Source organism: uncultured Pseudacidovorax sp., assembly GCF_913773995.1.
GTDB lineage: Bacteria > Pseudomonadota > Gammaproteobacteria > Burkholderiales > Burkholderiaceae_C > Xenophilus.
This window is the reverse complement of record NZ_CAJYES010000122.1, coordinates 1-24,244: the sequence shown is the minus strand read 5'-3', so window position 1 is coordinate 24,244 and position 24,244 is coordinate 1. Positions and strand designations below refer to the sequence as shown.

At 70.5% G+C, this 24,244-nt stretch carries 23 protein-coding genes; 4 read left to right on the top strand and 19 right to left on the bottom strand.

The window, feature by feature from the left end; all coding sequences use genetic code 11:
• From QZ772_RS11440 to QZ772_RS11355, 18 genes are all read right to left on the bottom strand, one after another.
• A partial coding sequence (locus QZ772_RS11440) for a peroxidase-related enzyme (protein ID WP_295526093.1) occupies window positions 1-932 on the bottom strand: 932 nt, incomplete at its 3' end.
• Entirely contained in the window at window positions 929-2,239 is a 1,311-nt protein-coding gene (locus QZ772_RS11435) for an acyl-CoA thioesterase/bile acid-CoA:amino acid N-acyltransferase family protein (RefSeq protein WP_295526091.1), read from the bottom strand. The genes QZ772_RS11435 and QZ772_RS11440, both read right to left, overlap by 4 nt.
• Window positions 2,240-2,242: 3 nt before the next feature.
• Window positions 2,243-3,817, bottom strand: coding sequence for an ABC transporter substrate-binding protein (locus tag QZ772_RS11430; protein WP_295526088.1), 1,575 nt, complete (start codon window positions 3,815-3,817; stop codon window positions 2,243-2,245).
• A 39-nt stretch (window positions 3,818-3,856) separates the two neighbouring features.
• The gene (locus QZ772_RS11425; protein ID WP_295526085.1) at window positions 3,857-4,900 is read right to left on the bottom strand and encodes an ABC transporter ATP-binding protein; all 1,044 of its coding nucleotides are present in this window, start codon (window positions 4,898-4,900) and stop codon (window positions 3,857-3,859) included.
• Window positions 4,897-5,889 carry an ABC transporter ATP-binding protein gene (locus tag QZ772_RS11420; RefSeq protein WP_295526081.1) on the bottom strand — a complete coding sequence of 331 codons (993 nt, stop codon included), beginning with the start codon at window positions 5,887-5,889 and terminating at the stop codon, window positions 4,897-4,899. Before QZ772_RS11420 ends, QZ772_RS11425 begins: the two co-directional genes overlap by 4 nt.
• Window positions 5,886-6,809: an ABC transporter permease gene (locus QZ772_RS11415; RefSeq protein ID WP_234192652.1), complete on the bottom strand. Its 924-nt coding sequence runs from the start codon at window positions 6,807-6,809 to the stop codon at window positions 5,886-5,888. The genes QZ772_RS11420 and QZ772_RS11415 overlap by 4 nt, the downstream gene beginning before the upstream one ends.
• Window positions 6,806-7,780 (bottom strand): ABC transporter permease, encoded by a 975-nt coding sequence (locus QZ772_RS11410; RefSeq protein WP_017761974.1) that lies wholly within the window; start codon window positions 7,778-7,780, stop codon window positions 6,806-6,808. Before QZ772_RS11410 ends, QZ772_RS11415 begins: the two co-directional genes overlap by 4 nt.
• Window positions 7,777-9,285, bottom strand: coding sequence for an NAD(P)/FAD-dependent oxidoreductase (locus QZ772_RS11405; protein ID WP_295526074.1), 1,509 nt, complete (start codon window positions 9,283-9,285; stop codon window positions 7,777-7,779). The genes QZ772_RS11410 and QZ772_RS11405 overlap by 4 nt, the downstream gene beginning before the upstream one ends.
• A 13-nt stretch (window positions 9,286-9,298) precedes the next feature.
• Window positions 9,299-10,315 (bottom strand): LysR family transcriptional regulator, encoded by a 1,017-nt coding sequence (locus tag QZ772_RS11400; RefSeq protein WP_295526071.1) that lies wholly within the window; start codon window positions 10,313-10,315, stop codon window positions 9,299-9,301.
• A gap of 135 nt (window positions 10,316-10,450) precedes the next feature.
• Complete coding sequence (locus tag QZ772_RS11395; protein ID WP_295526068.1) at window positions 10,451-11,434, bottom strand: tripartite tricarboxylate transporter substrate binding protein; 984 nt, start codon at window positions 11,432-11,434, stop codon at window positions 10,451-10,453.
• 50 nt (window positions 11,435-11,484) lie between these two features.
• The gene (locus QZ772_RS11390) at window positions 11,485-11,880 is read right to left on the bottom strand and encodes a nuclear transport factor 2 family protein (RefSeq protein ID WP_295526065.1); all 396 of its coding nucleotides are present in this window, start codon (window positions 11,878-11,880) and stop codon (window positions 11,485-11,487) included.
• Window positions 11,877-12,659 carry a fumarylacetoacetate hydrolase family protein gene (locus QZ772_RS11385; RefSeq protein ID WP_295526062.1) on the bottom strand — a complete coding sequence of 261 codons (783 nt, stop codon included), beginning with the start codon at window positions 12,657-12,659 and terminating at the stop codon, window positions 11,877-11,879. Before QZ772_RS11385 ends, QZ772_RS11390 begins: the two co-directional genes overlap by 4 nt.
• Window positions 12,660-12,675: 16 nt before the next feature.
• Complete coding sequence (locus QZ772_RS11380) at window positions 12,676-13,422, bottom strand: ABC transporter permease (protein ID WP_295526058.1); 747 nt, start codon at window positions 13,420-13,422, stop codon at window positions 12,676-12,678.
• A complete protein-coding gene (locus QZ772_RS11375) occupies window positions 13,419-14,249 on the bottom strand; it encodes an ABC transporter ATP-binding protein (protein WP_295526054.1) in 831 nt (276 codons plus the stop codon). The genes QZ772_RS11380 and QZ772_RS11375 overlap by 4 nt, the downstream gene beginning before the upstream one ends.
• Before the next feature lie 3 nt (window positions 14,250-14,252).
• Window positions 14,253-15,038 (bottom strand): ABC transporter permease, encoded by a 786-nt coding sequence (locus QZ772_RS11370; RefSeq protein WP_295526052.1) that lies wholly within the window; start codon window positions 15,036-15,038, stop codon window positions 14,253-14,255.
• 8 nt (window positions 15,039-15,046) lie between these two features.
• Complete coding sequence (locus tag QZ772_RS11365) at window positions 15,047-16,051, bottom strand: ABC transporter substrate-binding protein (RefSeq protein WP_295526049.1); 1,005 nt, start codon at window positions 16,049-16,051, stop codon at window positions 15,047-15,049.
• Between the two features lie 26 nt (window positions 16,052-16,077).
• Window positions 16,078-16,653, bottom strand: a complete 576-nt coding sequence (locus tag QZ772_RS11360; RefSeq protein WP_295526046.1) for a VOC family protein — start codon at window positions 16,651-16,653, stop codon at window positions 16,078-16,080.
• The gene (locus QZ772_RS11355) at window positions 16,650-18,404 is read right to left on the bottom strand and encodes an FAD-dependent monooxygenase (RefSeq protein ID WP_295526044.1); all 1,755 of its coding nucleotides are present in this window, start codon (window positions 18,402-18,404) and stop codon (window positions 16,650-16,652) included. The genes QZ772_RS11360 and QZ772_RS11355 overlap by 4 nt, the downstream gene beginning before the upstream one ends.
• Before the next feature lie 123 nt (window positions 18,405-18,527).
• On the opposite strand from QZ772_RS11355, the gene QZ772_RS11350 reads away from it, so the two are divergent.
• A complete protein-coding gene (locus QZ772_RS11350) occupies window positions 18,528-19,199 on the top strand; it encodes a TetR/AcrR family transcriptional regulator (RefSeq protein ID WP_295526042.1) in 672 nt (223 codons plus the stop codon).
• Between the two features lie 51 nt (window positions 19,200-19,250).
• Here QZ772_RS11350 and QZ772_RS11345 read toward each other — a convergent pair whose 3' ends face one another.
• Complete coding sequence (locus QZ772_RS11345) at window positions 19,251-20,141, bottom strand: LysR substrate-binding domain-containing protein (protein ID WP_295526039.1); 891 nt, start codon at window positions 20,139-20,141, stop codon at window positions 19,251-19,253.
• Window positions 20,142-20,263: 122 nt separating this feature from the next.
• Here QZ772_RS11345 and QZ772_RS11340 point away from each other — a divergent pair, with 122 nt between their 5' ends.
• Genes QZ772_RS11340 through QZ772_RS11330 form a run of 3 tightly spaced genes read left to right on the top strand, consistent with a single transcriptional unit; the run spans window position 20,264 to window position 23,949 of the window.
• Window positions 20,264-21,250, top strand: a complete 987-nt coding sequence (locus QZ772_RS11340; RefSeq protein WP_295526037.1) for a tripartite tricarboxylate transporter substrate binding protein — start codon at window positions 20,264-20,266, stop codon at window positions 21,248-21,250.
• 32 nt (window positions 21,251-21,282) lie between these two features.
• Window positions 21,283-22,686, top strand: a complete 1,404-nt coding sequence (locus tag QZ772_RS11335) for an FAD-dependent oxidoreductase (RefSeq protein WP_295526034.1) — start codon at window positions 21,283-21,285, stop codon at window positions 22,684-22,686.
• A 24-nt stretch (window positions 22,687-22,710) separates the two neighbouring features.
• Window positions 22,711-23,949, top strand: coding sequence for an aminotransferase class V-fold PLP-dependent enzyme (locus QZ772_RS11330; protein ID WP_295526031.1), 1,239 nt, complete (start codon window positions 22,711-22,713; stop codon window positions 23,947-23,949).
• Window positions 23,950-24,244 lie beyond the last annotated feature (295 nt).

Sequence of the window (24,244 nt, the reverse complement as noted above, 5' to 3'; positions counted from 1 at the left end):
ACGTCGTTGCGCTTGGCCAGTTGCTCGAAGCGCTGGGCATGCACCGAGGCGCAGTACACGCAGCCGTTGATGCGCGAGACGACGGCACTGGCCAGCTCACGCTCGGCGCGCGACAGGCCGCCAGGCGCATACATGATGGCGTTGAAGACCGTGGAGCGCTCCTGCAGGATGGCCGGCTGCTGCACCAGCAGCAGGTAGTAGTCGCTGGTCTTGGCCTTGGGATGGCTGCTCTCCAGCACGGCCGTCTGCTCCGGTGTCGCGTCAGCTAGGTCCAGCACCGGCAGCCACGCCTTCCAGCCCAGCGTCTCGCTGGTGAAGCCATTGATGCGCACCGGCTCGCCCGGCTTGGGCAGGTTGGCCGGGTGCACGAAGGGCGCCGCGTCTTCCTGTGCCGCGGGTGCCGCAGACTGTGCATCACCGGCGGCAGCCAGCGCCTGCAGGCCGGCCAGCACGCGCACCTGATAGGCCACGTAGGCGATGAGCTGGGCCAGAGCCACCACGGCGGGGGTGTCGATGCCCGCGGCGGGCAGGCGCAGCAGCGCGGCCTGGTCGCCTTCCACGGGCTTGTCGGCCAGGGCAATGGTGAAGCGCAGGATCTCGGCGAGGCGGGCGTCGTCGTCCGGCACGGCCTCGCCATCGAGGGCCGCCTGCTGGGCGGCGGACGGGGTGCCCAGCGCCAGCAGCTGCGTGCGGTAGTGGTCGGCCAGCGCGGTCACACCGGCACGGCGAGCGATCTCGTGCGCGGCCAGCAGGCGCTCTGCCAGCGACAGCCCGGGCAGCGCGGGATCGAAGAGCCGCGCATGGCTGCCCTGCGTGGCCGTGACCACCTTGTCGCGCTGGTGGCGCACGGCATGCAGCGGCGCACCGTCGGCCAGCGGCACCAGCGAGTCGATCAGGTCGGGGACGACGGGGGTGGAAACGGCAGAAGTCATGGCTTGGCCTTGGCCGCCGAAGCGGCTTGGTGGAGGAAGTCGCGCACGCCGGCCCAGGAGGCCTCGTCGGCATGCGCATTGGCGGCGGGCGTGCCGCCGCTGGTGCTCAGCCGGCCCGAGACCGGGTGGGCATAGGCCAGCTGCGTGGTCGGCACGTAAGGGAAGACGATGGAATGGCCGGCGCCCTCGAAGTCGAGGTGCTCCACCGGCCACGGATGACCATGCGCAGCCAGGCGCTCGACCACCATGCGGCCGTACAGGCTGGAGGGCCAGGAGCCGTCGTCGGTGGCCGACAGCAGCATCACCGGTCCGCGGATGCGCTCAACACGGATGCGGGCGCGCTCCACGGCCTCGGCGTCCTGCAGCGCGGTGAGCAAGGCGTTGGCATGGCGGCGCGGCTCGGGGCCTTCGTCCCAGGGCGCCCAGGTGGCGGTGCGGTTGTGCTCCCACAGGTGCGGCAGCGGCTGGCCGCGCCACCACCAGGCCGGGCCATTGCGGCTGTGGGGCCCGTTGGCCGGGTTGCAGGCGTTCTGCGCGCTGTGCACCACGGCGCCGGGCACGTAGCCGACCACGGCCGAGACGAGCTCGGGCATCAGCGTGGCGAGCAGCAGCACCAGCTCGCCGCCGCGCGACTGGCCCGACAGGGCGACAAAGCCACCCGCAGGTTTCAGCTGCGCATGCATCCACTGCAGCGCCGTCTCGAAGTACTCCAGGTGTGTGTCTGAGATGTGGTCGGGCCGGCCGGGCGACTTGAAATAGCCCACGGCCAGGGCCGCGTAGCCGTGCGACGCATACAGCGCCGCCCGCGGCTCGTTGATGCCGCCGCCGCTGCCGTTGAGCACCATCACCGCCGGATGCGGCCCCGGCCCGGGCGGCAGGAAGAGCGTGGCCGACAGGCCGTCGTCCCGCACCTCGCGGCGCGTCACGCCCTCGCCCGCCAGCCGCTGCACGAAGGCGGCCTGCCAGCGGCTGCCGTCCGCACGCGTGAGCACCAACTCGGTCGTGAGCGGCGCGGCAGGCTCGGCGGCAAAGACCTCGCGCGGCGCGCCGGGCCGCTCCGGCACCTGCGCCCAGACCAGGCCCATGGGCGACACGCCCACGTAGCTGCCGCCGGGCAGCGGCGCATCGCGGCCCAGGTCCACCGTGCCGTCGGCATCGGCCACCAGCTCGACCTGCGCCGTCCAGGCGATGCCCGGGCCGCGCACCGTGCGGCTCTCGATGCGCACCCGTTCGCCGGGCGCGAGCCCGTCGGCCCCCATGCGCCGCGGCACATCGATCAGCGCATCGGCGGGCGTGACTTGCAGCATGGATCAGTTCGTCCGCGTAACCTGCATGGCCGTGGTGCGGTCGCTCAGCAGCGGCACTACCTTCAGGCCCTTCTTCGCGGCCCAGATGTTCTGGTAGTGGAAGAGCGGGATGTGGCCCACGTCGTCGGTCACCAGCTTGGCCGCATGGCGGAAGATGGCCTCGCGCCGGCGGGCGTCGAACTCGACGGTGGCGGCGTCCAGCGCCTTGTCCACGTTCTCGTTGCTGTAGCGGCCCCAGTTGTTGATGCCGCGGCCACGCTTGGGGTCGTAGCTGGCCAGGGTCTGCAGCAGGCCGTAGCCGGCTTCGCCGGTGCCGTTGCCCCAGGCGATCACGCTGACGGCGTACTCGTTCTTGGACGCGCGGCCCGAGTACACCGACCAGGGCACCACCTCCACCTTGGTCTTGACGCCGATGCGCGACCAGAACTGCGCCACGGCCTGCACCGTCTCGGGCGCCTGCGGATAGCGGTCGCCGGGCACGTGGATGGCGATCTGGAAGCCCTGCGGATAGCCGGCCTCGGCCAGCAGCTTCTTCGCCTGCTCGGCGTTGTAGGGAATGTCCTTGACCTCGGGGTTGTAGCCAAAGCTGTTCTTGGGCATCCACTGGTTGGCCTCGGTCACGGTGCCCTGCAGCACGCGGTCGACGATGGCCTTGCGGTTGATGCCCAGCGACAGCGCCTGGCGCACGCGAACGTCGGTCAGCGGGTTCTTGTCGAGCACCTTGCCGGCGTTGTCGGTGATGAATTCGTTGGGGCCTTCGCGCAGCGTGGGCTGCAGCAGCAGCACGCGCAGGCCGGGGTAGGTGTAGACGCTGACCTTCGGGTCCTTGCGCAGCTTCTCGACGTCGGTGACGGCCACCTTGTCGATCACGTCCACGTCGCCGGCCAGCAGCGCCGCGGTGCGGGCGGCGCCGTTGTTGATGAAGCGGTAGGTCACCTTCTCCCACTGCGGCTTGGGCCCCCAGTAGGCCGGGTTGCGCTCGAACACCGTGCGGTCGCCCGGCGTGTACGAGATGAACTTGTAGGGGCCGGTGCCGACCACGGCCTTGCCGCTGTTGTAGTCCTCGGTGCGGGCCTTCTCGCCGACGTGCTTGCTCACCACGTAGATGGAGGCGATCTCCAGCGGCAGCATGGGGTTGGGCGTGCTGGTCTTGACGATCAGCGTGCCCGCGTCCTTGGCGGTGACCGATTCGACTGAGCGCAGCGCGCCCGAGTACGAGGCCACCGAGCCCGGCACGCTGCGCGCGCGCTGGAAGGAGAACACGATGTCATCGGCCGACACGGGCGTGCCGTCCTGCCACTTGATGGCGGTGTTGATCTTGAATTCCCAGGTCTTGTCGTCCAGCGACTTCCAGCTGGAGGCCAAGCCCGGGTCCAGCTTGCCGCCGTCGCGCGAAGTGACCAGCGAGTCCCAGAAATGCAGCGCCAGCGAGCGGTCGCCCGCATGGTTGTTGAGCTGCGGGTCCACCGAGGAGACCGGGTCGGCGAAGCCGATGGCGAGGTTCTGCGCCGCGGCGCCGGCGGCGGCGATCAGGGCGGCGGCGGCGATGGCCGCGGTGCGCAGGGAATGGGGAGTCATGGCGATCCTTTCGTCAGGGAACAGCGGGAAGGGAGGCGATCAGAGGGCGTCCAGGTGGCACGCGCTCTGGTGATGGATGGCGATGCCACGCAGCTGCGGCACCTCGGTGCGACAGCGGTCCATCGCCTGCGGACAGCGCGGATGGAAGTGGCAGCCGCTGGGCGGTGACAGCGGACTCGGAATCTCGCCGCGGATGGGCGCGAACTGCGCGCGCCGGGCATCGATGCGCGGAATCTCCTGCAGCAGCGCGCGGGTGTAGGGATGGCGCGGATTGGCGAAGAGCTCCTCCACCGGCGCCGCCTCGACCACGCGGCCGAGGTACATCACGACCACGCGGTCGCACAGGTGCTCGATCACGCCCAGGTCGTGACTGATGAACAGGTAGGCCAGGCCCAGCTGCTCGCGCAGGTCCGTGAACAGGTTGAGGATCTGCGCCTGGATCGACACGTCCAGCGCGGCCACGGCCTCGTCGCAGACCAGCATGCGCGGCTGAACCGCCAGCGCCCGCGCGATGCCGATGCGCTGGCGCTGGCCGCCGCTGAACTGGTGCGGGTAACGGTGGCGCAGCGACGGGTCGAGCCCGGCGCGTTCGAGCTGCGCGCAGACGTAGTCGTCCTCGCCGGCCGCATCGGTCAGGCCGTGCAGCCGCGCCGCCTCGCCCACGATGCGCGCCACGCGCAGGCGCGGGTTGAGGCTGCCGAAGGGGTCCTGGAAGACCATCTGCACCTTTAGCCGCGCGGCCAGGCGGGCACGGTCGTCCATGTGCGCGATGTCCTGGCCGTCCACGAGCACCTCGCCCTCGCTGGGCGCCAGCAGGCCGGCGGCGATGCGGCCCAGCGTGGACTTGCCACAGCCCGATTCGCCGACCAGGCCGACCACCTCGCCGGGCTGCACCTGCAGGTCGACATGGTCCACTGCATGGGTGATGGCGGGCGCCTCGCCCAGGCCCAGCGCGCGCAGGCGGCGGTCCAGCCAGCCTTCCTGGCGTTCGCCGAAGCGCTTGGAGATGGCGCGCAGGTCGACCAGCGGTGTCGATGCTGCCTCGCGGGCGGCGCCTGCATTGGAAGAAAGCACGGCACTCATTCAGCAGCTCCCGGATGGATGCAACGCGCCCGGTGCCCGGGCACCTCGGCCCGCGGCGCGACCAGTGCCGGCACGGCGGCTTGGCATTCGGCCGTCGCACGCGGGCAGCGCGGCGCGAAGGCGCAGCCGGCCGGCAGCCGCGCCAAGTGCGGCGCCATGCCCGGGATCTGCTTCAGCCGCGCTCCACGCCGGTTGGCGCTGGGCAGGCTGCCGATCAGGCCCTGGGTGTAGGGATGCTGCGGTCGGTCCAGCACATCGTCCACCGCGCCGATCTCGACGATGCGGCCGGCATACATCACGGCGATGGCATCGGCCAGGCCCGCCACCACCGACAGGTCGTGGCTGATCCAGATCATGGCGGTGCCGCTGTCCTTCACCAGCTTCTGCATCTCCGACAGGATCTGCGCCTGGATGGTCACGTCCAGCGCCGTGGTGGGCTCATCCGCAATGATGAGTGCCGGCTTGTGCAGCAGCGCGATGGCAATGGCCACCCGCTGGCGCATGCCGCCCGAAAGCTGGTGCGGATAGGCGCTCAGCCGCTCCTCGGGGCTGGGAATGCCCATCAGCGCCAGCGTCTCGGCCGCATGGCGGCGGGCGGTGGCGCTGTCCACGTCGCGGTGGGCGCGCACCGCCTCGACCATCTGCACGTCGATGCGCAGCACCGGGTTCAGCGTGGCCATCGGGTCCTGGAAGATCATGGCGATGCGGTCGCCGCGCAACTGCCGCAAGGCCTTGGGCGGCAGCGTGCGCAGGTCCTGCCCCTGGAACAGCACCTCGCCGCCTTCGATGCGCCCCGGCGGATCGACCAGGCCCATGACCGAAAAGCCGGTCACCGACTTGCCCGAGCCCGACTCGCCGACCAGGCCCAGCACCTGTCCGCGGCCCAGCGTGAAGGAGACGCCGTCGACCACCGGCAGCACGCCGTCGCGGGTGTGGAAGCGGGTGCGCAGATCGCGCAGCTCCAGCACGGGAGTGGTATCGCCGCTCACTTCTGCAACCTCGGGTTCAGTACGTCGCGCAGCTGGTCGCCTACCAGGTTGATCGCAACGATGGTGGCCAGCAGGGCCAGGCCGGGGAAGAGGCTGATCCAGTATTCGTTGGACAGCAGGTACTGGTAGCCGTTGGAGATCAACAGGCCCAGCGAGGGCTCGGTGATCGGCACGCCCAGCCCCAGGAAGGAGAGGGTCGCCTCCAGCGTGATGGCCCGTGCCACCTGCAGCGCGCCGATCACCAGGAGCGGCGGCAGGCAGTTGGGCAGCACATGGCCGACCAGGATGCGCCAGGGCGGAATGCCCTGGCCGCGGGCGGCGTCCACGTACTCGCGCCGCGTCTCCACCAGCGCCTGGCCGCGGGCGGTGCGGGCGTAGTAGGCCCATTCGAGCAGCACCAGCGTGAGCACGACATTGGTGATGCCCTTGCCCAGGTAGGCCAGGATCATCAGCGCCATCAGGATGGTCGGGAAGGACAGCAGCAGGTCCACCAGCCGCATCAGCAGCGCGTCGACCCGGCCGCCGGCATAGGCGGCCAGCAGGCCCACCAGCGTGCCCAGCACCGCCGCGATGAGGGCCGAGCCCACGCCCACGCCCAGGCTGATGCGCAGGCCGTAGACGATGGCCGAGTACAGGTCGCGGCCCTGGCCGTCGGTGCCCAGCCAGTAGGTGTAGCCGCCCTCGCCGCGCGGCGAGCCCGGCGGCAGGCGGGCGTCGAGCACGTCCAGCTGCAGCAGGTCGTAGGGGTTCTGCGGTGTGATCCACGGCGCGGCCAGGGCCACGACGACCACCACGGCCAGCATCAGCAGCCCGGCGATGGCGACGCGCGACTGCAGGAAGTCGCTGCCCACGCGCCACCAGAAGCCGCGCTCGGGCTTCGGTGCGGCGGTGGACGAAGAAGAGGTCGGCAACGCGCTCACTTCGCGCCCTCCAGCCGCACGCGCGGATCGAGCAGGCGGTAGAGCACGTCCACCACCAGGTTCAGCGTCACGAAGATCACGACCACCACCATCAGGTAGGCGACCACCACGGGGCGGTCCAGCGAATTGATGCTGTCCAGGATCAGCTTGCCGGCCCCGGGCCAGGCGAAGATGGTCTCGGTGACCACCGCGTAGGCGATGGTCGAGCCCAGCTCCAGGCCCAGCACCGTGACCAGCGGAATCAGCGTGTTGCGCAGCACGTGTACGCCCACCACCCGCACCGGCGACAGGCCCTTGGCCCGCGCGAACTTCACGAAGTCCTGCGGCAGCACCTCGCGCACGCCGGCACGCGTGAGGCGCAGCACCAGCGAGATCTTGAACAGGGCCAGGTTGAAGGCAGGCAGCAGCAGGTGCTGCAGGCCGTCGAGCGTGAGCCAGGACCATTCGATGCCGAACAGGCTGCGCGTCTCGCCGCGCCCGCCGGCCGGCAGCCAGCCCAGCTGCACGCTGAACACCATGATCAGCATCAGCGCCACCCAGAAGGCCGGCAGCGAGAAGCCCACGATGCTGGTGGCCATGATGGCGCGCGAGGCCGGATGCTCCGGCTTCATGCCCGCGAACAGGCCCAGCGGCACGCCGATGAGCACGGCCAGCAGCAGCGCCGCCACCGCCAGTTCCATGGTGGCCGGCAGACGGTCCAGGATGATGCGGATGGCCTCGTCGTGGTAGACGAAGCTCTTGCCCAGCTGGCCCTGCACCGCGCCTTCGAGGAAGGACAGGTACTGGCGCCACAGCGGCTGGTCCAGCCCCAGGCGGGCGATCGCGGCGGCCCGCTCGGCCTGGTTCATGTCGTCGCCGATCAGGATGTCCACCGGGTTGCCGATGGCGTGCAGGCCGACGAACACGATCAGCGTCATCGCCCAGACGACCAGCAGCGCCTGGCCGAGCCGGCGCAGCAGCCAGCCGATCATGGGGCGGCCCCTTCGCGCGCCAGGGCCGCTTCCTCATAGGCGGGAAACGACGCCTCGGTCCATTCGTGGCCTTCGAGCTCGGGCTCGGCATAGCGTTGCATGGCGGCGTAATGCGCGTCGGCGTCCTCCACCATCAGGCAGCCGGCCAGGCCACGGGCCAGGCGCTGCGCGCCGTCGGTGATCTGCGGGATGTCGCCCGCGCCTGCCCCCTGCGACAGCGCGGCGGCGTAGTTGTAGCAATGCACCCGGTCCAGCCCCGGGCAGCTGCCGGGCACCCGCTCCTGGAACTCGAACAGCGGCCCCAGGTCGGGCGACTCGGCCAGTTCCTCGTCGTCCTGGCCCTCGGGCGCGGCGAAGCGGTCGCGCCACAGCCGCACATGCGGCTGCAGGCCGGCGAACTCGGGGCGCTGCGCCCAGTCGATGCGAAAGCCGGTGCAGAAGATGACGAAGTCCGCCGCCAGCGGGCCCTTGGCCGTCTCGACGCGGATCACGCCGTCGGGCCGCACCGTGGCGCCCGTCGCGCCCGCGCCCAGGTGGAAATGCGCCTGGGCATGGCGCGACACGCGCAGCGTGCTGCCCTGGGGCGGCGGCACCTGCTGCACGTTGAGGTAATGGCGGAAGCGCCACTTCCATTCGTCCGGCAGCATCCAGTAGCCGTGCGACATGCCGGGGCTGCCCGAGCCCTTGCCCTTGTTGATGCGTGGCAGCTCGCGCCGGCGGATCAGGAGGTCGACGCGGGCGGCACCGTTCTCCAGCGCGGTGGCCGCCGCGTCCATGGCCGAAGCGCCGCCGCCGATCACCGCCACACGCTTGCCCCGCAGCATGGCGCCGTCCCAGGCATGCGAGGAATGCACCCAGCGTTCACGCGGCAGGCCGTGCGCCCACTCGGGCACCCACGGGCCGCCCAGGCCGTCGCGGCCGGTGGCGATGACCACGTGGCGCGCCAGCACGGCGTGGGCGCGGTCGCCGTCGCCTTCGTCGACCAGGTCCAGCTGCACCACCCCATCTGCGCGCGGACGCACCGCCGCCACGCGCTCGCGGTTGCGCACGTCCAGCCGCAGCACCTGGCGGTACCAGCGCAGGTAGTCCATCCATTGCAGGCGCGGGATCTTGTCCAGCGCCCGCCAGGCATCCAGCCCGAACTGCGATTCGAACCAGGCGCGGAAGGTCAGCGCCGGCAGGCCGAGCGCGGGGCCGGTCAGCTCCTTGGGCGAGCGCAGCGTCTCCATGCGCGCGGTGGTGGCCCAGGGCCCCTCGAAGCCGGCCGGCGCCTGGTCGAACACCACCGCCTGCACGCCCAGGTGCGTGAGCGAGGCCGACAGCGTGAGCCCGGCCATGCCGCCGCCGATGACGGCCACGTCGATCACCGGCTGGCCGTTCCGCTCGCTGGGCGGCACCCAGCGCTTGGGCGGCAGGCCGAGCCAGAGCAGGTCCTGGCGCAGGCGCTGCTCCAGTTGGGACAGGCCGGCCGGGGGCATGAAGGCTTGGGGAGCGGGCGAACTCATGGGGCGCTTTCGGTCAGGAGCGGGTGGAAGAGGAGGACGGCTCGGCGCCCTGCGCGGCCTGCAGCAGCCGGGCATGGGCCTCGGGCGGATGGGCGACGAAGCCGGGAAGCCGCGTCGCCGCCTGCTGCAGCGCATCGGCCAGGGCCTGCACACGGCGGGTGACGGGCCGGCCCTGCGGCACCACGGCGCCAAAGAAGAAGGGGATGTTCACGTCCAGCGGGCGCAGCTGCACGCCGGCCATGGGCACGCCGTGCACGGTGAGCGGGTCCAGCAAGGCGATGCCCAGCCCGGCGCGCACCAGGGCCTGGGCATTGACGGAGGAATTGGTGTCGATGACATCCGCGGCCTGCGAGCCACCCTGGCTCTCCTGCGCGGCACCCGCCGTGCCCCCGCCCAGCAGGGCGTCGATGCGGTGGCGCAGGCGGAAGGGATTGCTCAGGGTGACCAGCCGGCGCCCGGCCAATGCGGCGGCCGGCACGACGTCGTGCGCAGCCAGCGGATCGCCGTCGGGCAGCACGGCCACGCAGGGTGCCTCGCCGATCCACAACACCTGCAGGCCGCGGTGCTCCAACGGAAGGCTGGAGACGCCCAGCTGGACGGCGCCGGTCAGCACCGACTCCATCACCCGCTCCGGCGAGCCGCTGACCAGGCGCACCGCGCCGGTGCCCTCGCCCGCTTCCAGGGCCTGCAAGGCGGCGGGCACCAGCCCCAGCGCCGCCGCCGAGGTGGCGGCCAGCACCAGGGGCTGCGCGCCGCCGCGGCCGATCTCGTCCACCCGCTGCTGCAGCCGGCGCCAGTCGCCCAGCAGCTGTTGCACCTCCTCGAAGAGCTGGAAGCCCTCCGCCGTCGGCGCCACGCGGGGGCCGTGCCGGGTGAACAGCGCGTAGCCCGTGGCCGCCTCCAGCTCGTGGATGAGGCGCGTCACCGCCGGCTGGGAGCGGTCGAGCAGGCGCGCCGCGCCGGTGATGCTCCCGGAGGACATCACGGCGGCGAAGGCTTCGAGCTGACGAATATCGAGGTTCTTGATCATCCGATTTGCGAATGATCAAGCATGAAGCATGCAAGCTTCAAATACTTTTATCGAGGAAGCTTATTCGGGCGGGTCGCGGCGGGGCCGCCAATCGGGTGGGGAGCCCGGTCTCCCCAGGGGGCGCCGAGGGTCCCCCTATTGCGAAGGTGTGATGCGCCGCGCCTTGACCACCTCGCCCCAGAGCTGCGATTCATCGCGCGTGATCTCCTGCAGGGCAGCCGGCGTGCTCCCGACGGGCACGGCCGACACCGCGGCCAGCTGCCGTCGCACCTCCGGCATCGCCGCGACCCGCTGCCATGCCTGGCTCAGGGTGGCCACCGCCTCTGCCGGCGTGCCGGCCGGCGCCCAGACGCCGTACCAGGCGTCGATGGCCGGGCCGGGCACCGTCTCGTTGACGGTGGGCAGGTCGGGCATGGCGGCGGCCCGCTGGGCGCCGGTCTGCGCCAGGGCCCGCACCTTGCCGCTGGCGAGCAGCGACGGCACCTGGGCGGCCGGACTCATGGACAGCTGCACCGTGTTGGACAGCAGGTCCGCACTGAAATTGCCCGCGTAGTTGACCGCCAGCAGTTCGGCCCCCGTCTGGACGGCCAGCAGCTGCGCTCCCAGGTAGGCGGCCGATGCATAGCCCGTGACACCGATGGCGAGCTGCCGCGGCCGCGCCTTGGCATAGGCGACCAGCTCGGCGAAGGAATGGACCGGCACCTGCGTGTTGACCATCCAGACGAAGGGCGACGCGGCGAAGCGCGACACCGGCACCAGGTCCTTCTGCGGGTCGTAGGGCAGGTTGGCGACCACATGCGGATTCATCGTCATGGTCTGGTTGAAGCTGAACAGCAGCGTGTGGCCGTCCGGCCTGGCCCGCACGGCCCGCTGCACGCCGATGACCCCGCTGGCGCCCACCACGTTCTCCACCACCACCGGCTGACCCAGCACTTCCGCCAGGCGCTGGGCGCCGATGCGGCCGATGATGTCGACGCCGGTGCCGGCGGCGGCCGGCAGCACGAGCGTGATCTGCCGCGAGGGAAATGCCGGCTGCGCCATCGCGCAGGCACACAGGAGCAGGCCGCACAGCGAAGCGGCCAGGCGGGCGGCGGCTCGGCCGCAGGTCGTGGGGTTCAAGGGCGTCTCCTTTGTCGTGAGTTCATCGATGGCGGCCGGCCAGGAATGATTCAGGCCCCGGGCACTGCGGTTGCCTGCCAATGCAGCATCCGCAGACCGTCGACCGCGTCGATCCACACGGTGACGAAGGCGTTGCGCATCACCTTGGTGGCACCGCCGACGTCGAGGGTCGTGGTGGTGGTGCCGCTCAGCACCACGGCCGCACCCGCGGCACGCACCTGCTGGTCCGTGCGGACCGCATCCACGAACCGGAAGCGACCCGACGCGATGGTCGCCAGGAAGGCGGCCCGGTCCTCGGTCTTGCCGTTCGCATGCGTGTGCAGGTAGTCCGGCGCGAGCAGCCGGCCCAGTGCCTCGACGTCCTGCACGTACAGGGCCTGGTAGCGGGCCTCGTCCGCGGCGAGCACCCGGTCCCGCAGGGCTGAGATTTCGTGGGCCATGGTCATGCGCCCTCCTCGACCACGGTGTTGGCCAGGGTGCCGATGCCGTCGATCTCGATCTCGACCGCATCCCCGGGCCGCAGGGGACCGACACCGCCTGGCGTGCCGGTCATGATCAGGTCGCCGGGCAGCAGGGTGACGGCGCGGCTCAGGTAGGCCACGAGGGCGTCGACGCCGAAGAGCAGATCCGCGGTGTCGCCCTCCTGCACCACCCTGCCGTTGAGCCGTGCGCGCAAGCGCAGCGCCGCCGGATCGACCGCCGTCTCGATGCAGGGGCCGATCGGCGCGAAGGTGTCGAAGGCCTTGCCCAGCGTCATGAGGCCCATGGCCATCTCCTGCCGCTGGATGGTGCGTTCGCTCACGTCGTTGCCGCAGGTGTAGCCCAGCACATGGGCCAGAGCGTCCTCCTGCCGCACATGCCGCGCGCGGCGGCCGATCACCGCGACGAGTTCCGCCTCGTAGTGCACCACCGTGCTCCCCCGCGGATAGACGATGGCGCCGCCCGGCGCGAGCAGGCTCGTGTCCGGCTTCACGAACACGGAGGGGATGTCGGGCGGCGACCGCCCCGTCTCCAGGATGTGCGAGCGGTAGTTCAGGCCGATGCCGAAGATGCGCGGCCGCGCCACGGTCGGCGCCAGCAGCTGGAGGCCGGCCAGCGGCCAGCGCTCCTCGCCCAGGGTCATGTCGCCGTCGAAGGGCGAGCCGCGCATCGCGCGCACGACGTCCTGCGCTTCCAGCACGCCGAAGCGTGCGCGACCCTCGTGGAGGAAGTGGTAGATCTTCATGGTTTCCTGTCTTGCGCTAGGGATGGATGTCGGGAAGAAGCCGGCGCAATCCGCGCAGCAACCCGCTGCACAGCAAAACCAGCGCGGTCGCCAGCACGATGCCCTGGTACACGCCGACGGTGTCGCCGAGCTGGCGGGCGGCCTCGATGCCATGTCCTATGCCGCGCTTGGCGGCCAGGTACTCGCCGACCAGTGCGGCACTCACGGCCCAGGGCAGCGCCACCTGCAGCCCGGTGAAGACGAAAGGCAGCACGCTCGGCACGACGACGTGGCGCGTGAGCTGGCCCTGCGTCGCGCCGAATACGCGCGCCGTCATCAGCAATCGCGCATCGACGGTCGCCAGCCCCGCATAAGTGAGCGAGAAGACGATGAACAGCACCGTCAGCGCCACCAGCAGCAGCTTGGGCATCCAGCCGGTGCCGAACCACAGCACGAGCAGTGGCACCAGCCCGAGCTTGGGAATGCTCATCACCGCGGTCACGAAGGGTTGTGCCGCCGCATCGGCCCGCGCCGACAGGCGCAGCAGCACCGCCAGCCCTGCACCCGCAAGCGCCCCCAGCGCCGTGCCCGCGGCCAGCAGCACCGAGGTGGACGCCACATCAGCCAGCAGCCGGCCGGCCACCCAGTCGCCCTGGATGCGCGCCGCCACCTGGCCGACGCCGGGCACCCAGTAGGCGCCCAGCGCGCGGCTGGCGCATTCCCACACCAGCACGAAAGCGGCGAGCCCCAGCAGACGGGCCGTCAGCCGGCCGCGCCCGCTCATGCTCCGACTCCGTGGCGCAGGCAGGCCCGGATGGCGTCGTAGTGCCCGGCAAAGGTCGGCGCCTTGAAGATGGACTCCGGATCGCGCGGGCGCGGAATGTCGATGTGCCGCTCGAGCACCACGCGCCCCGGCGAGCCGGACAGCAGCACCACGCGGTCGCCGAGCGCGATGGCCTCGTTGATGTCGTGCGTGACGAAGAGGATGGTCTTGTGCTCCGACGCCCACAGCGCCAGCAGGTCCGCCTGCAATTGCGCGCGCGTCTCGGCATCGAGGGCGCCGAAGGGCTCGTCCATGAGCACGACGGGCGGGTTGTAGGCCAGGGTGCGCGCCAGCGAGGCCCGCTTGCGCATGCCGCCGGAGAGCTGGTGCGGGTAGTGCCCAGTCCACTGGCCCAGTCCGACCTGCTCCACCAGCCGGCGCACCCGCGCCACGTCCGCGGCGGAGGGCTTGCCGGCCAGTTCGAGCGGGAACATCACGTTGTCCCACACCGACCGCCAGGGCAGCAGGTTGTCGTCCTGGGTGACGTAGCCGATCTGCCGGCCGCTGCCGGGCTGGGCGGGCATTCCCTCACCGCCGACGGGCCGGCCCCGGAACAGGATGCGGCCGGCCGAGGGCGCCAGCGTCTGGGCCACCACATTCAGCAAGGTCGACTTGCCGGCGCCGGAGGACCCCATAACGGTGACGAACTCCCCTTCGTGCACCGTCAGGTCCACGTCGCGCAGGATCCAGCGTGGCGCCTGCGCCCCGCCGCCTTCGTAGCAGACGCCGAGCTGCGACAGCTGCAGCAGTGCGGTGGACTGGGCCAGGGCAGGTGTATCGGGTCTCATGCTTCAGACTCCGACAGCACGCGCTGGCTGTGCCTGCGGGGCCTGCCAGCGCAGCCAGCGCCGGTTGAGCATCGACAGCACGGCGCCCAGGCCGAGCACGATGGCCATCACGGTGACCAGCGCGACGAACACCAGCGTGGTGTCGAAGTCCGAGGCCCCGTACTGCACCAGGTAGCCGATGCCGCGGTTCGACGAAATGATCTCGCCGACGATGGCCCCCGCGATGGCATACGGCACCGCCACGCGCAGGCCGCCGAACAGGTAGGGCACCACCGCCGGCCACACCACATGCCGCAGCAGCTGCCATTCGCTGGCGCCCAGGACGCGCACCGTTGCGAGCAGCCGCACATCGACCGCCCGCACGCCGTCCAGGGTGCTGTAGAACACGATGAAGAAGATGGCCATGGCCACCAGCGCCACCTTGGCGCCGGGCCCCACGCCCAGCCACAGGATGAACAGCGGCACCATCGCCGTCTTCGGGATGGCGTAGCCGATGCCCGCGACGGCCAGCACCGCCTCACGGGTCCATGGATGGCGACGCAGCGCCATGGCCAGGGCGCAACCCGGCACGGCGCCCAGCAGGAAGCCGCCCAGCGCCTCGCCAAGGGTGAAGCGGCCATGGAACCAGAGATCGCCGTTCGCGACCATGGCCCCGAGCCGGCTCACGACCAGCATCGGCGAACTGATCCAGTAGGCGCCGAGCAGGCGCGATGCTGCCTCCCAGGCCGCCAGCAGCACCACGCCCAGCACCAGCCAGTCGATCCACGGACGATGCACCGGGGCCCTCATGTGCTGGCTCAACGGGCACCGCCCACGAAGTCATCGGTGTAGATCGTGCCGGCGAGCGCAGACAGCGCCGCCTTGTCGTCCTGCGGCCCGAACATGGTCTCGACCGTGTGGGCGAAGGCCTTGCCCATGGGCATGGCGCGCGCGGGCGTGTTGCGCTGGAAGCTTTCGAAGGCCTGCTTCAGCAGCTCGGGATCCATCTTGTCGAAACGCCGGGCCAGCAGGGCCAGGGCCTTCTGGGGCTCGGTGCCGATCAGGGCCAGGCTGCGGTCCAGCGCGGCGACCATCTTCCTGCAGTTGGCCGCGGCGCTGGTGCAGTAGCCGTCGCGCGCGACCAGCACGTTGTAGGTCGTCGGGTTCAGGTCCGGAAAGTCGCCGCGCGGGCCGCTGATCCACAGCTGCGCACCGCGGCGCACGGCTTCGAGCGTGAAGGGGCTCGAGAAGACGAAGCCGTCCACGTCCTTCTTCTGCAGCGCCGCGTCCATGCCCGGCGGCGCAATGAAGACCAGTCGGATGTCGCGGTCCGCATCGATGCCGGCCTGGCGCGCCACGTAGCGCAGGAAGGCATGAGGCAGGCCGTTGGCCGCATCCACCGCCAGCGTCAGCCCCTTGAGCGCGCGGGCCCGCTCCACCGGCGAGCGGGCTGCCGACAGCCGCTGGGCCGCCTCGGCAGACAGCACGATCTCGGTCGTCGCGTTCTCCTGCAGGCCGGCGATGGCCAGCGTCTTCTGGCCCCGCTGGGCCGCACGCAGCTGCAGCAGACCGGCGATGGTGGTGAAGTCGGCGCTGCCGCCGATCAGCGCATTGAGCGCGGCCGGCCCGGCCAGCTGGCTCACGTCCACGTCGAGGCCGGCTTCCTTGAAGTAGCCCGCGTCCTCGGCGATGTACACCGGGGCGAACAGGACGGACAGCGCCGGCAGCACCAGCCGGGCCTTGGTGGCTTGGGCCGAGGCGGCCAACGAGGCCACGGCCAGGAGGGCGCCGACCGCGAGGCGGCGGATGAGGGTGCGGGGCATGCGTGTCTCCTTCTTCTGGGGTGGGTTCAGTCGAGCGAATCGGGGCGACGCAGCAGCCGGGCTTCCGGCTCGCCGGCGCGCAGCCTGCGCACCATGTCGTCGGGGTCGAAGTCGATGCCGATCGGATTGCGGCGGAAGGCCTCGCTGCGCATCCAGGCGTTGGTGGCCGCGGCATCGGGAAAGCTGTCGACCTGCAGCTCGATCTGGTTGCCTTCCGGATCGGCGTAGTAGAAGGACACGGTGGGCCCGTGGTTGATGGCGCGGTATGGCAGGATCTCCAGCGCCCGCAGTCGCTCGAAGGTGCCCAGCAGCTCGGCCAGCGAGTCGTAGGCGAAGGCAGTGTGGTAGTGGCCCACGCGGAAGGCGTCGTCCCGCGGCTGGTACTCCTCCAGCGCGATCAGCGCGAGCCGGTGGTGCTCGTCGTCGTAGGTCAGGAAGGCCACCTTGGACGAGGCATGGGCCACGTGGGCACCGAGCACCGTGCAATACCAGGCCACGAGATCGTCGAGCCGGTTCGTGCGCAGGGCGATGTGGGCGAGCCGGCGGGGCCGCACGACGGGCATGTCCCTGGCAGCAGCGGTGGTGGAGGGAGAGGTGTTCATGCCTGGCCTTTCTGAAACGGTTGGGCCGGCGCGGCCTGCGAGGCTGCCTGCCGGCCGGTGAGCGCGCCGATCACCTGGCGCATGGCTTGCTCTGCGTCGTCGCTGGCGCCCTGGCTGCGCCACGCGACGTGGCCGTCCGGGCGCACCAGCACCGCGCCGTCGGCACCGATGCCGTAGAGGTCGTGGAATGCGCCGCCGTGGTCGATCAGTTCCCCCTGCGGCCCGACGGCGAAGGCCTGGGCCACCAGGCCGGCCGACACGGCGGCCTTCAGGAACGCCGCCTGCCAGGCCTGCCCCTCGCGGCCCGCCAGCAGGGTGAAGCAACGGTCCTTGAAGAGCTCGATGGTGGACACGGTGGCGGCGCCTTCGGCCCGGCGCAGCCAGCAATGCGGCGCGCGCCGGCCCGGCGCGGCCGATGCCACATAGGTGTCGACCTCCGGTGCGGCGACGGCCTCGTCGGCGCCCAGGACGAGCCTGGAGCGGTAGCCATAGCCGAAGGTCTGGCCGTGGTAGTCGAAGTGCGCACGCTGGCCGGGAATCGCGTCGCGCATGCGGGCGATGTCCTCCTCGCGGAAGTCCTCGTGCGTCTTCATGATGCCGCCCAGGCCGGCACTCTCCATACGCCGGGCATTGCGCACGCTCTGTGCGACGTTGAAGCGGATCACCGGCAGGCGCTCGTCCTCGTACGAGTCCAGGATCGACGCGTCGGCCTCGCCGCGCAGCACCAGCGCCAGCTTCCAGCACAGGTTGTGGACATCGCCGACGGCGGTGTTCATGCCCTGGCCGCCGGTGGGCGGCAGCGGATGCGCCGCATCGCCGGCCAGGAACACGCGTCCGCTGCGCAGGTGCCGCGCGATGCGCGCCTGCATGCGCCAGGCGCGCACATCGCGCACCTGCAGCGGCAGGTCGGCCACGCCGATGGCCGCGCGCACGATGGCGGCGCAGCGCTCGGGCGTGAACCGATCCGGCGAGTCTCGGGACGCGTCGTAGCCGAAGTTATAGGTCCAGCGATGGCGGCCATCCAGGGCGATCAGCACCCCCACGGTCTGGGGGTTGTAGATCCACCAGAGCAGGTGGGGCCGCTTCTGCACCCAGGGCCAGAGGTCGGCCTCGAAATAGACCCCGATCTGCTGGCCCAGCGCCTCGTTGCCATCGAGCGGGATGCCGAGCTTCTCGCGCAGGGCGCCGCGTGCGCCGTCGGCCGCGATGGCGTAGCGCGCATGCACGGTGTGCGCGACGCCGTCCGCGCCCACGATGCGCGCGCGCACGCCCTGTTCGTCCTGCGTCAGGTCCTGAAGCTGCGTGCCGAAGCGCACATCCACGCCGGTCTGCGACTCCGCAGCGCGGCGCAGCACCGGCTCGAGCACGTCCTGGGGGCAGGAGGTCTTGGCGCTGGGGCCATGCGATTCGGCCAGCCGATTGCGCTGGGCATCCACATAGGTGTTGATCTCGCCGATGACCTCGCCCGCCACGGAACGCACGAAGACCACGCCCTGGTTGCGGTCCTGCGGAATGCCGCGTGCGCGCACGGCGTCGTCCAGGCCCCAGGTCCGGAGGATCTCCATCGTCCGGGCGCTCACCACATGGCCACGGGGATGGAAGCTGGTCGAGGCATGCCGCTCGACCAGCAGCGTGCGCACGCCGCAGCGCCCCAGGGCGATGGCCGCGGCCAGCCCGCAGGGCCCGCCGCCCACGATCAGGACGTCGGGGCGCAGGGCCTCGCCATCTGGGGAAAGTTTGATGCTCGACATGGACGGAATGCTGATCTGCTGATTGACTGTCAGTCAGCTTAATGTCGAACGTGCGGACGGCGTTGCTGGTTTTCCCTGAAGCAACCGACAGGCCCCTGGTGCGCCCCACCTATCATTGAATCCATGAGTGACACCGCCAGCCGCCCGCAACGCCGCAAGAAGGAGGCTGCCGACGCGAAGGCGCCCACGGGCAAGCAACGCCTCCTGGAAGCGGCCGAACGGCTCTTCGCGAGCCGGGGCTTCATGGACGTGTCGGCCGCCGAGATCGTGCGCGAGGCCGGCGTGGCGCACGGGCTGCTGTTCCATCACTTCGGTGCGATGGAGGAGCTCTACGCCGAAGTCAGCCGGGTGGCCGCGCAGCGCATGAACGAGGTCCAGCTGGCCTCATTCCGTGGCAAGACGGCCCGTGAGCAGCTGACATCCTTTCTTCGCGCGCACCTGCGTGCCGTGCGGCAGCGAGAGGGCGACGCCCTCTTCCGCGCCCGCTCGCACAACGTCGCCACCCATGCCAAGGTTGCCGACATCTGGGAGGCCTCGCGGCAGGAAGCCATCGACCGGGTCTGCATTGCGCTCGGGCTGCGCACGCCGACTCGCGCAGTGCGCGCCTGCCTGCGTGCCTGGATCGGCTTTCACGACCAGTTGGTGCTGGCGTGGCTGTCCGAAGGCTCGGTCAGCGAGCGCCAGGTGATGGACTGGACGATGAAGCAGCTGGAGCATCTGGCGGCCGACGTGCTGTCCGTGGATCTCGACCGCGAGGTGGGCGATCTGCCGGCCAGCGCGGGACGCGGCAGCTAGGGCGCCCACCCCTGGGGAACGCAGGCGAAAGCGGACGTCGCCCGCCGCCGCTCAGCCCATGCTTTCCGTCCACGCTTGTTCGAAGGCCTCGCAGAAGTGCTGGTGCTGCAGCGGCAAGGGCCGGTGGGCGTTGCGCAAGACCCGCACCTCCAGCAGTTCCCTGCAGCGGAACGGCCGCACCACCAGCCCGCTGAATGACTGGCCCGCGACCGCGGCCCGGTCGACCACGGCGATCCCTGCGCCCGCCTGGGCAAACCAGCAGGCGCTGGCCGCGGAGCGGACTTCGACGTCGAGCTTGGCAGAACGCGCCGCCGTACCGTAGGCACGGCGCAGGCTCTGGCCGTAGGGAGTGCTGGCGGGCGACGAGATCACCCGCTCCGCGGACAGGTCGCGCGGCACGATCTCGCGCTTGGCCGCGAGCCGGTGATCGCTGCGCATCACGCATGCCAGCCCGCAGCTGAAGCTGCGAACCGCCGCCAGGTTGGGATGGTCGATGGGCTGCATGGCGATGCCCAGGTGCGCGCTCTGGTCCAGCAGGGCTTCGACCATGATGGGGGCGATCAGCACCTCCATGCTGACCTTGATGTGGGCATGCCGCTCGTAGAGCAGCGCCACTGCGCGCGGCACCAGATACGTGCCCAGGCTGGCCGAGACGCCCAGGCGCAGCACGCCGGAACTCGGATCGCCCAGGCTGCGCGTGACGTCGCGCACCCGTTCCACGCCACGCCAGAGCTTCTCCACCTCCTGATAGAGCTGCTGAGCTTCCGGCGTGGGCACCAGCCGTCCCTTGATCCGCTCGAACAGCACCAGCCTGCTCTGCCGGGCCGCATGGGCCAGCAGCTTGCTCACCGCCGGCTGCGAGACGTGCAGCAGCTGCGCCGCCCCGCTGATGCTGCCGGTGAGCATCACCGCCCGGAACACCTCCATGTGTCTCAGATTCATCGCCTGGCCCACGCAGTGCACATAACCGGAGGTTAAGGGATACCCCCTTCTTTTCAATTGATCGGGCGTGTCACGGCGCCAAGAATCCGGATGACTGCAAAGAAGAAGACAAGGAGACAACCATGCATACGACTGGCCAAACGACGACGCTCTCGCGTCGAGGCGCCCTCCGCCTGCTGGGCCTGGCCGGCCTCGCGCCGACGTTCCAGGCCTGGGGACAGGACTACCCCAGCCGTACGGTCAACCTGATCGTGCCGCAGACCGCCGGCGGCGCCGCGGACCGGCTCGCCCGCATCCTCGCCGAGCGGCTGGAGCCGCGCTGGAAGCGCTCGGTCATCGTCGAGAACCGGCCCGGCGGCGGCGTGGTGGTGGGCAGCACCGCGCTGGCGCGCGCCAATCATGACGGTCACACGATCGGCCTGCTGGGCAGCTCGCTGAGCATCAACGCCGTGCAGCGCTCGGACCTGCCCTACGACGCCGTCAGGGACTTCACGCCCCTCGCGCGCCTGGGCTACTACACGACGGTGCTCGTGGCCGACAAGTCGCTGCCGGCGCAGGACATCCCGGCCCTGGTGGCCCTGGCGAAGCGCCAGCCGGGCAAGCTCTCCTTCGGTTCCAACGGCATCGGCACCGCGGCGCAGCTCGCTGGCGAACTGCTCAACAGCACGGCGGGCATCGACCTGCTGCACGTGCCCTACAACGGCGCCGCCAAGCTCTACACCGACATGGTGGGTGGGCTGATCCCGCTGGGCTTTGCCGTGGCGAGTTCGGCCGCCCCCTTCGTCAAGGCCGGGCAGTTGAAGGTGCTGGGCGTGACCAGCGCGCAGAGAAGCCCGCTCTTTCCCGACTGGCCGGCCATCGCCGAGACCTATCCCGGCTACGAGGCCGTCAACTGGGCCGGCCTGTGCGGTCCGGCCGGTGTTCCCCCGGCGGTGGCGGACCGGATCTCCTCGGACTTGGTCGCCTTGCTCAAGGAAGAGCATGTCGGCCGCCAGATGGCCGACATGGGTTTCGAGGTGGCCACACTGCCGCCCCAGGAGTTCGGGCGCTTCATCCGCTCCGAGATCCAGCGCTTCGCGAAAGTCACGCGGCCGGTGTCCGAAAAGTAGTGCCCCGACCTGCCCCATCCCTGCATCGATCCATGAACACATTCAACTATCAACGACGCGTCCGCGCGAAGGCCGAGTTCGACCTGGTGGTGGCCGGCGGCGGGCCTGCCGGCAGCGCCGCGGCCATCTGCGCCGCCCGCCTGGGCCTGCGCACCCTGCTGGTGGAGGCCACGGGCTGCCTGGGCGGCATGGGCACCTCGGGCCTGGTCGCCTCCTTCGGTCCGGTGTCCGATGGCGAGCGCATGCTGACCGGCGGCTTCATGCGCGAACTGCTGGAGCGCATGTGGCAGGAAAAGGCCTTCGGCCCCCATGTCGTGCCCGAGTTCCTGAATACGCAGCTCAATCGATGGGTGCCCTTCAGGCCCGAGGCGCTGAAGCGGATCCTCGACGACTTCGCCGTGCAGGCCGGCGTGGAACTGCGCTTCTTCACCCGCGTGGCCGATGCCGAGGTGGTGGACGGGCGTGTCGAGGGCGTCATCCTGTCCAGCGTGGAAGGGCTGGAGTATGTGCGGGCCAAGGCCTTCATCGATGCCACCGGCGACGCAGCCCTGGCGGCCATGACCGGCGTTCAGTGCAAGGTCGTGTTGCGCGACACCGACTCCGTCGCCCCCTCGACGCTCTGTTCGCTCATCGGCGCCATGAACTGGGACGACCCCGCATACGGCGAGGACTGGCGCGGGGTGGACGCGGTCAAGGAACGGGTGCGCAAGGAGCTGGTGCCTCAGGGGATCGAGGACGGCTTCTTTACGCAGGAGGACCGCTTCTTCCCCGGCATGAACAAGATCGGCGCGCACAGCGCCACGCTCAATGCCGGCCATGTGTTCGGGCTCGATCCGCTCTCGGTGCGCAGCCTCTCCGACGGCATGGTGCACGGGCGTCGGCTGGCGGTGGAGTATGTCGAGTTCTACCGCCGCTATGTGCCGGGCTGCGAGCAGATCGACCTGCTCAGCACGGCGCCGGTGATGGGCGTGCGCGACTCGCGTCGCATCGTCGGCGAGTTCGAGCTGACCATCGACGACTTCCGCAACCGTCGCCAGTTCGCCGACCAGATCGCCGTCTACAACCGCCCGACCGACGTGCATCCCACCAACACGTCCCGGGCCGAATACGAACGCTTTCTGCAGGACTTCCACGGCAAGGACAACCTGGGACAGGGCGGCTGCGTGGGCATTCCGTACAGCATCCTGGTGCCGCGCTCGTCGCAGAACCTGTGGGTCGCGGGTCGCTGCCATTCGAGCGACACCAAGGTCCATGGGTCCATCCGCGCACAGTCCGCCGCATACATGATGGGCCAGGCGGCGGCCACGGCAGCCGCGCAGTCGCTGCAGACCGGCCAGCCCGCCTGCGATCTGGACACCGAAGACCTGGTCACGCGCCTGCGCGCGGCCGGCGCCTACCTGCCGCAGACCACGCTGTCGCGACACATGACGCGCTAGTTCCTCCTTTGCCGCCGCTTCGCCATGCTCCATCTCGATTCACATCCCACGGGCAATCACTTCCTGCAGATCCCCGGCCCCAGCCCGGTACCCGACCGGTTGCTGCGTGCCATGAGCCTGCCGACCATCGATCACCGCGGCCCGGAATTCGGCCGCCTCGGCCGCCGCGTCATCGAAGGCATGCAGCGCATCTTCGGCACACGCCAGCCCGTGGTCATCTACCCCGCCTCGGGCACAGGCGCCTGGGAGGCGGCGCTGTGCAACACGCTCTCCCCCGGCGACAAGGTGCTGATGTACGAGACCGGGCACTTCGCCTCGCTCTGGCACCGCATGGCCACACGGCTCGGCCTGGACGCCGAACTGATCGCCGCCCCGCATGCCGACGAGTTGCTGCCGCAGGCCGGCCACTGGCGGCACGGCGTGGATGCCGGCTTCATCGAAGCCCGGCTGCGCGAGGACACCCAGGGCCGCATCCGCGCGGTGTGCGTGGTGCACAACGAAACCTCGACCGGCGTGACCTCGGACATCGCGGCCGTGCGTGCCGCCATCGATGCGGCACGCCACCCCGCGCTGCTGATCGTGGACACGATCTCGGGGCTCGCCTGCGCCGACTACCGGCACGATGAATGGGGAGTCGACGTCTCGGTGAGCGGCTCGCAGAAGGGGCTGATGCTGCCACCCGGCATCAGCTTCAACGCGCTGTCGCCGAAGGCGCTGGAGGCTGCGCGATCGGCCCGCCTGCCGCGCGCTTACTGGGACTGGGAGGAGATCGTGGCCATGAATGCCACGGGCTACTGGCCCTCCACGCCCAACACCAACCTGCTGTATGCGCTGGCGGAGTCCATCGACATGCTGGAAGCCGAAGGGCTGCCCCAGGTCTTTGCCCGCCACCAGCGCTGGGCCGCCGGTGTGCGCGCCGCCGTGGCCGCGTGGGGGCTGCCCACCCAGTGCGCGGATGCACATCGCCATTCGCCCGTGCTGACCGGCGTGATCACACCCGCAGGCATCGACGCGGACCAGTTGCGTCGGATCATCCACGAGCGCTTCGACCTCTCGCTCGGCACCGGCCTGGGCAAGCTCAAAGGCCGCATGTTCCGGATGGGCCATCTGGGCAACAGCAATGACCTGACCCTGATCGCCATGATCGCCGGCGTGGAGATGGGCCTGACGATCCAGGGCGTGCCTCAGGCCGCCAGCGGCGTGGCGGCGGCGATGGCAATGTTCCGCGATTCGGCACCGGCCGCGCCCATGACCGCCGCATAGCGCCCACCTGCGCCTACCGCACCCCCAAGGCTTGTCCTACATGCGCAGTGGCGCGCCGCCCTCAGACTTCGCGCCGTTGCAATACCAGCGCGTCTGACGCGAGGACATCGAGCCGACATGGACGACCTACCCAACCCCCGATTTGCTGCATGGATGAAGGCGGAGCATGACGCCTACGACGCAATCCATCAGCTGAACCAGAGCACCCAGGGGGGGCGGTTGGAGGCACGAACGGAAGCGCTGGGTAGGATCCGTGCCCTGCGGCGGGCAGCCGATCTCCTGCTGGCCGAGCTCT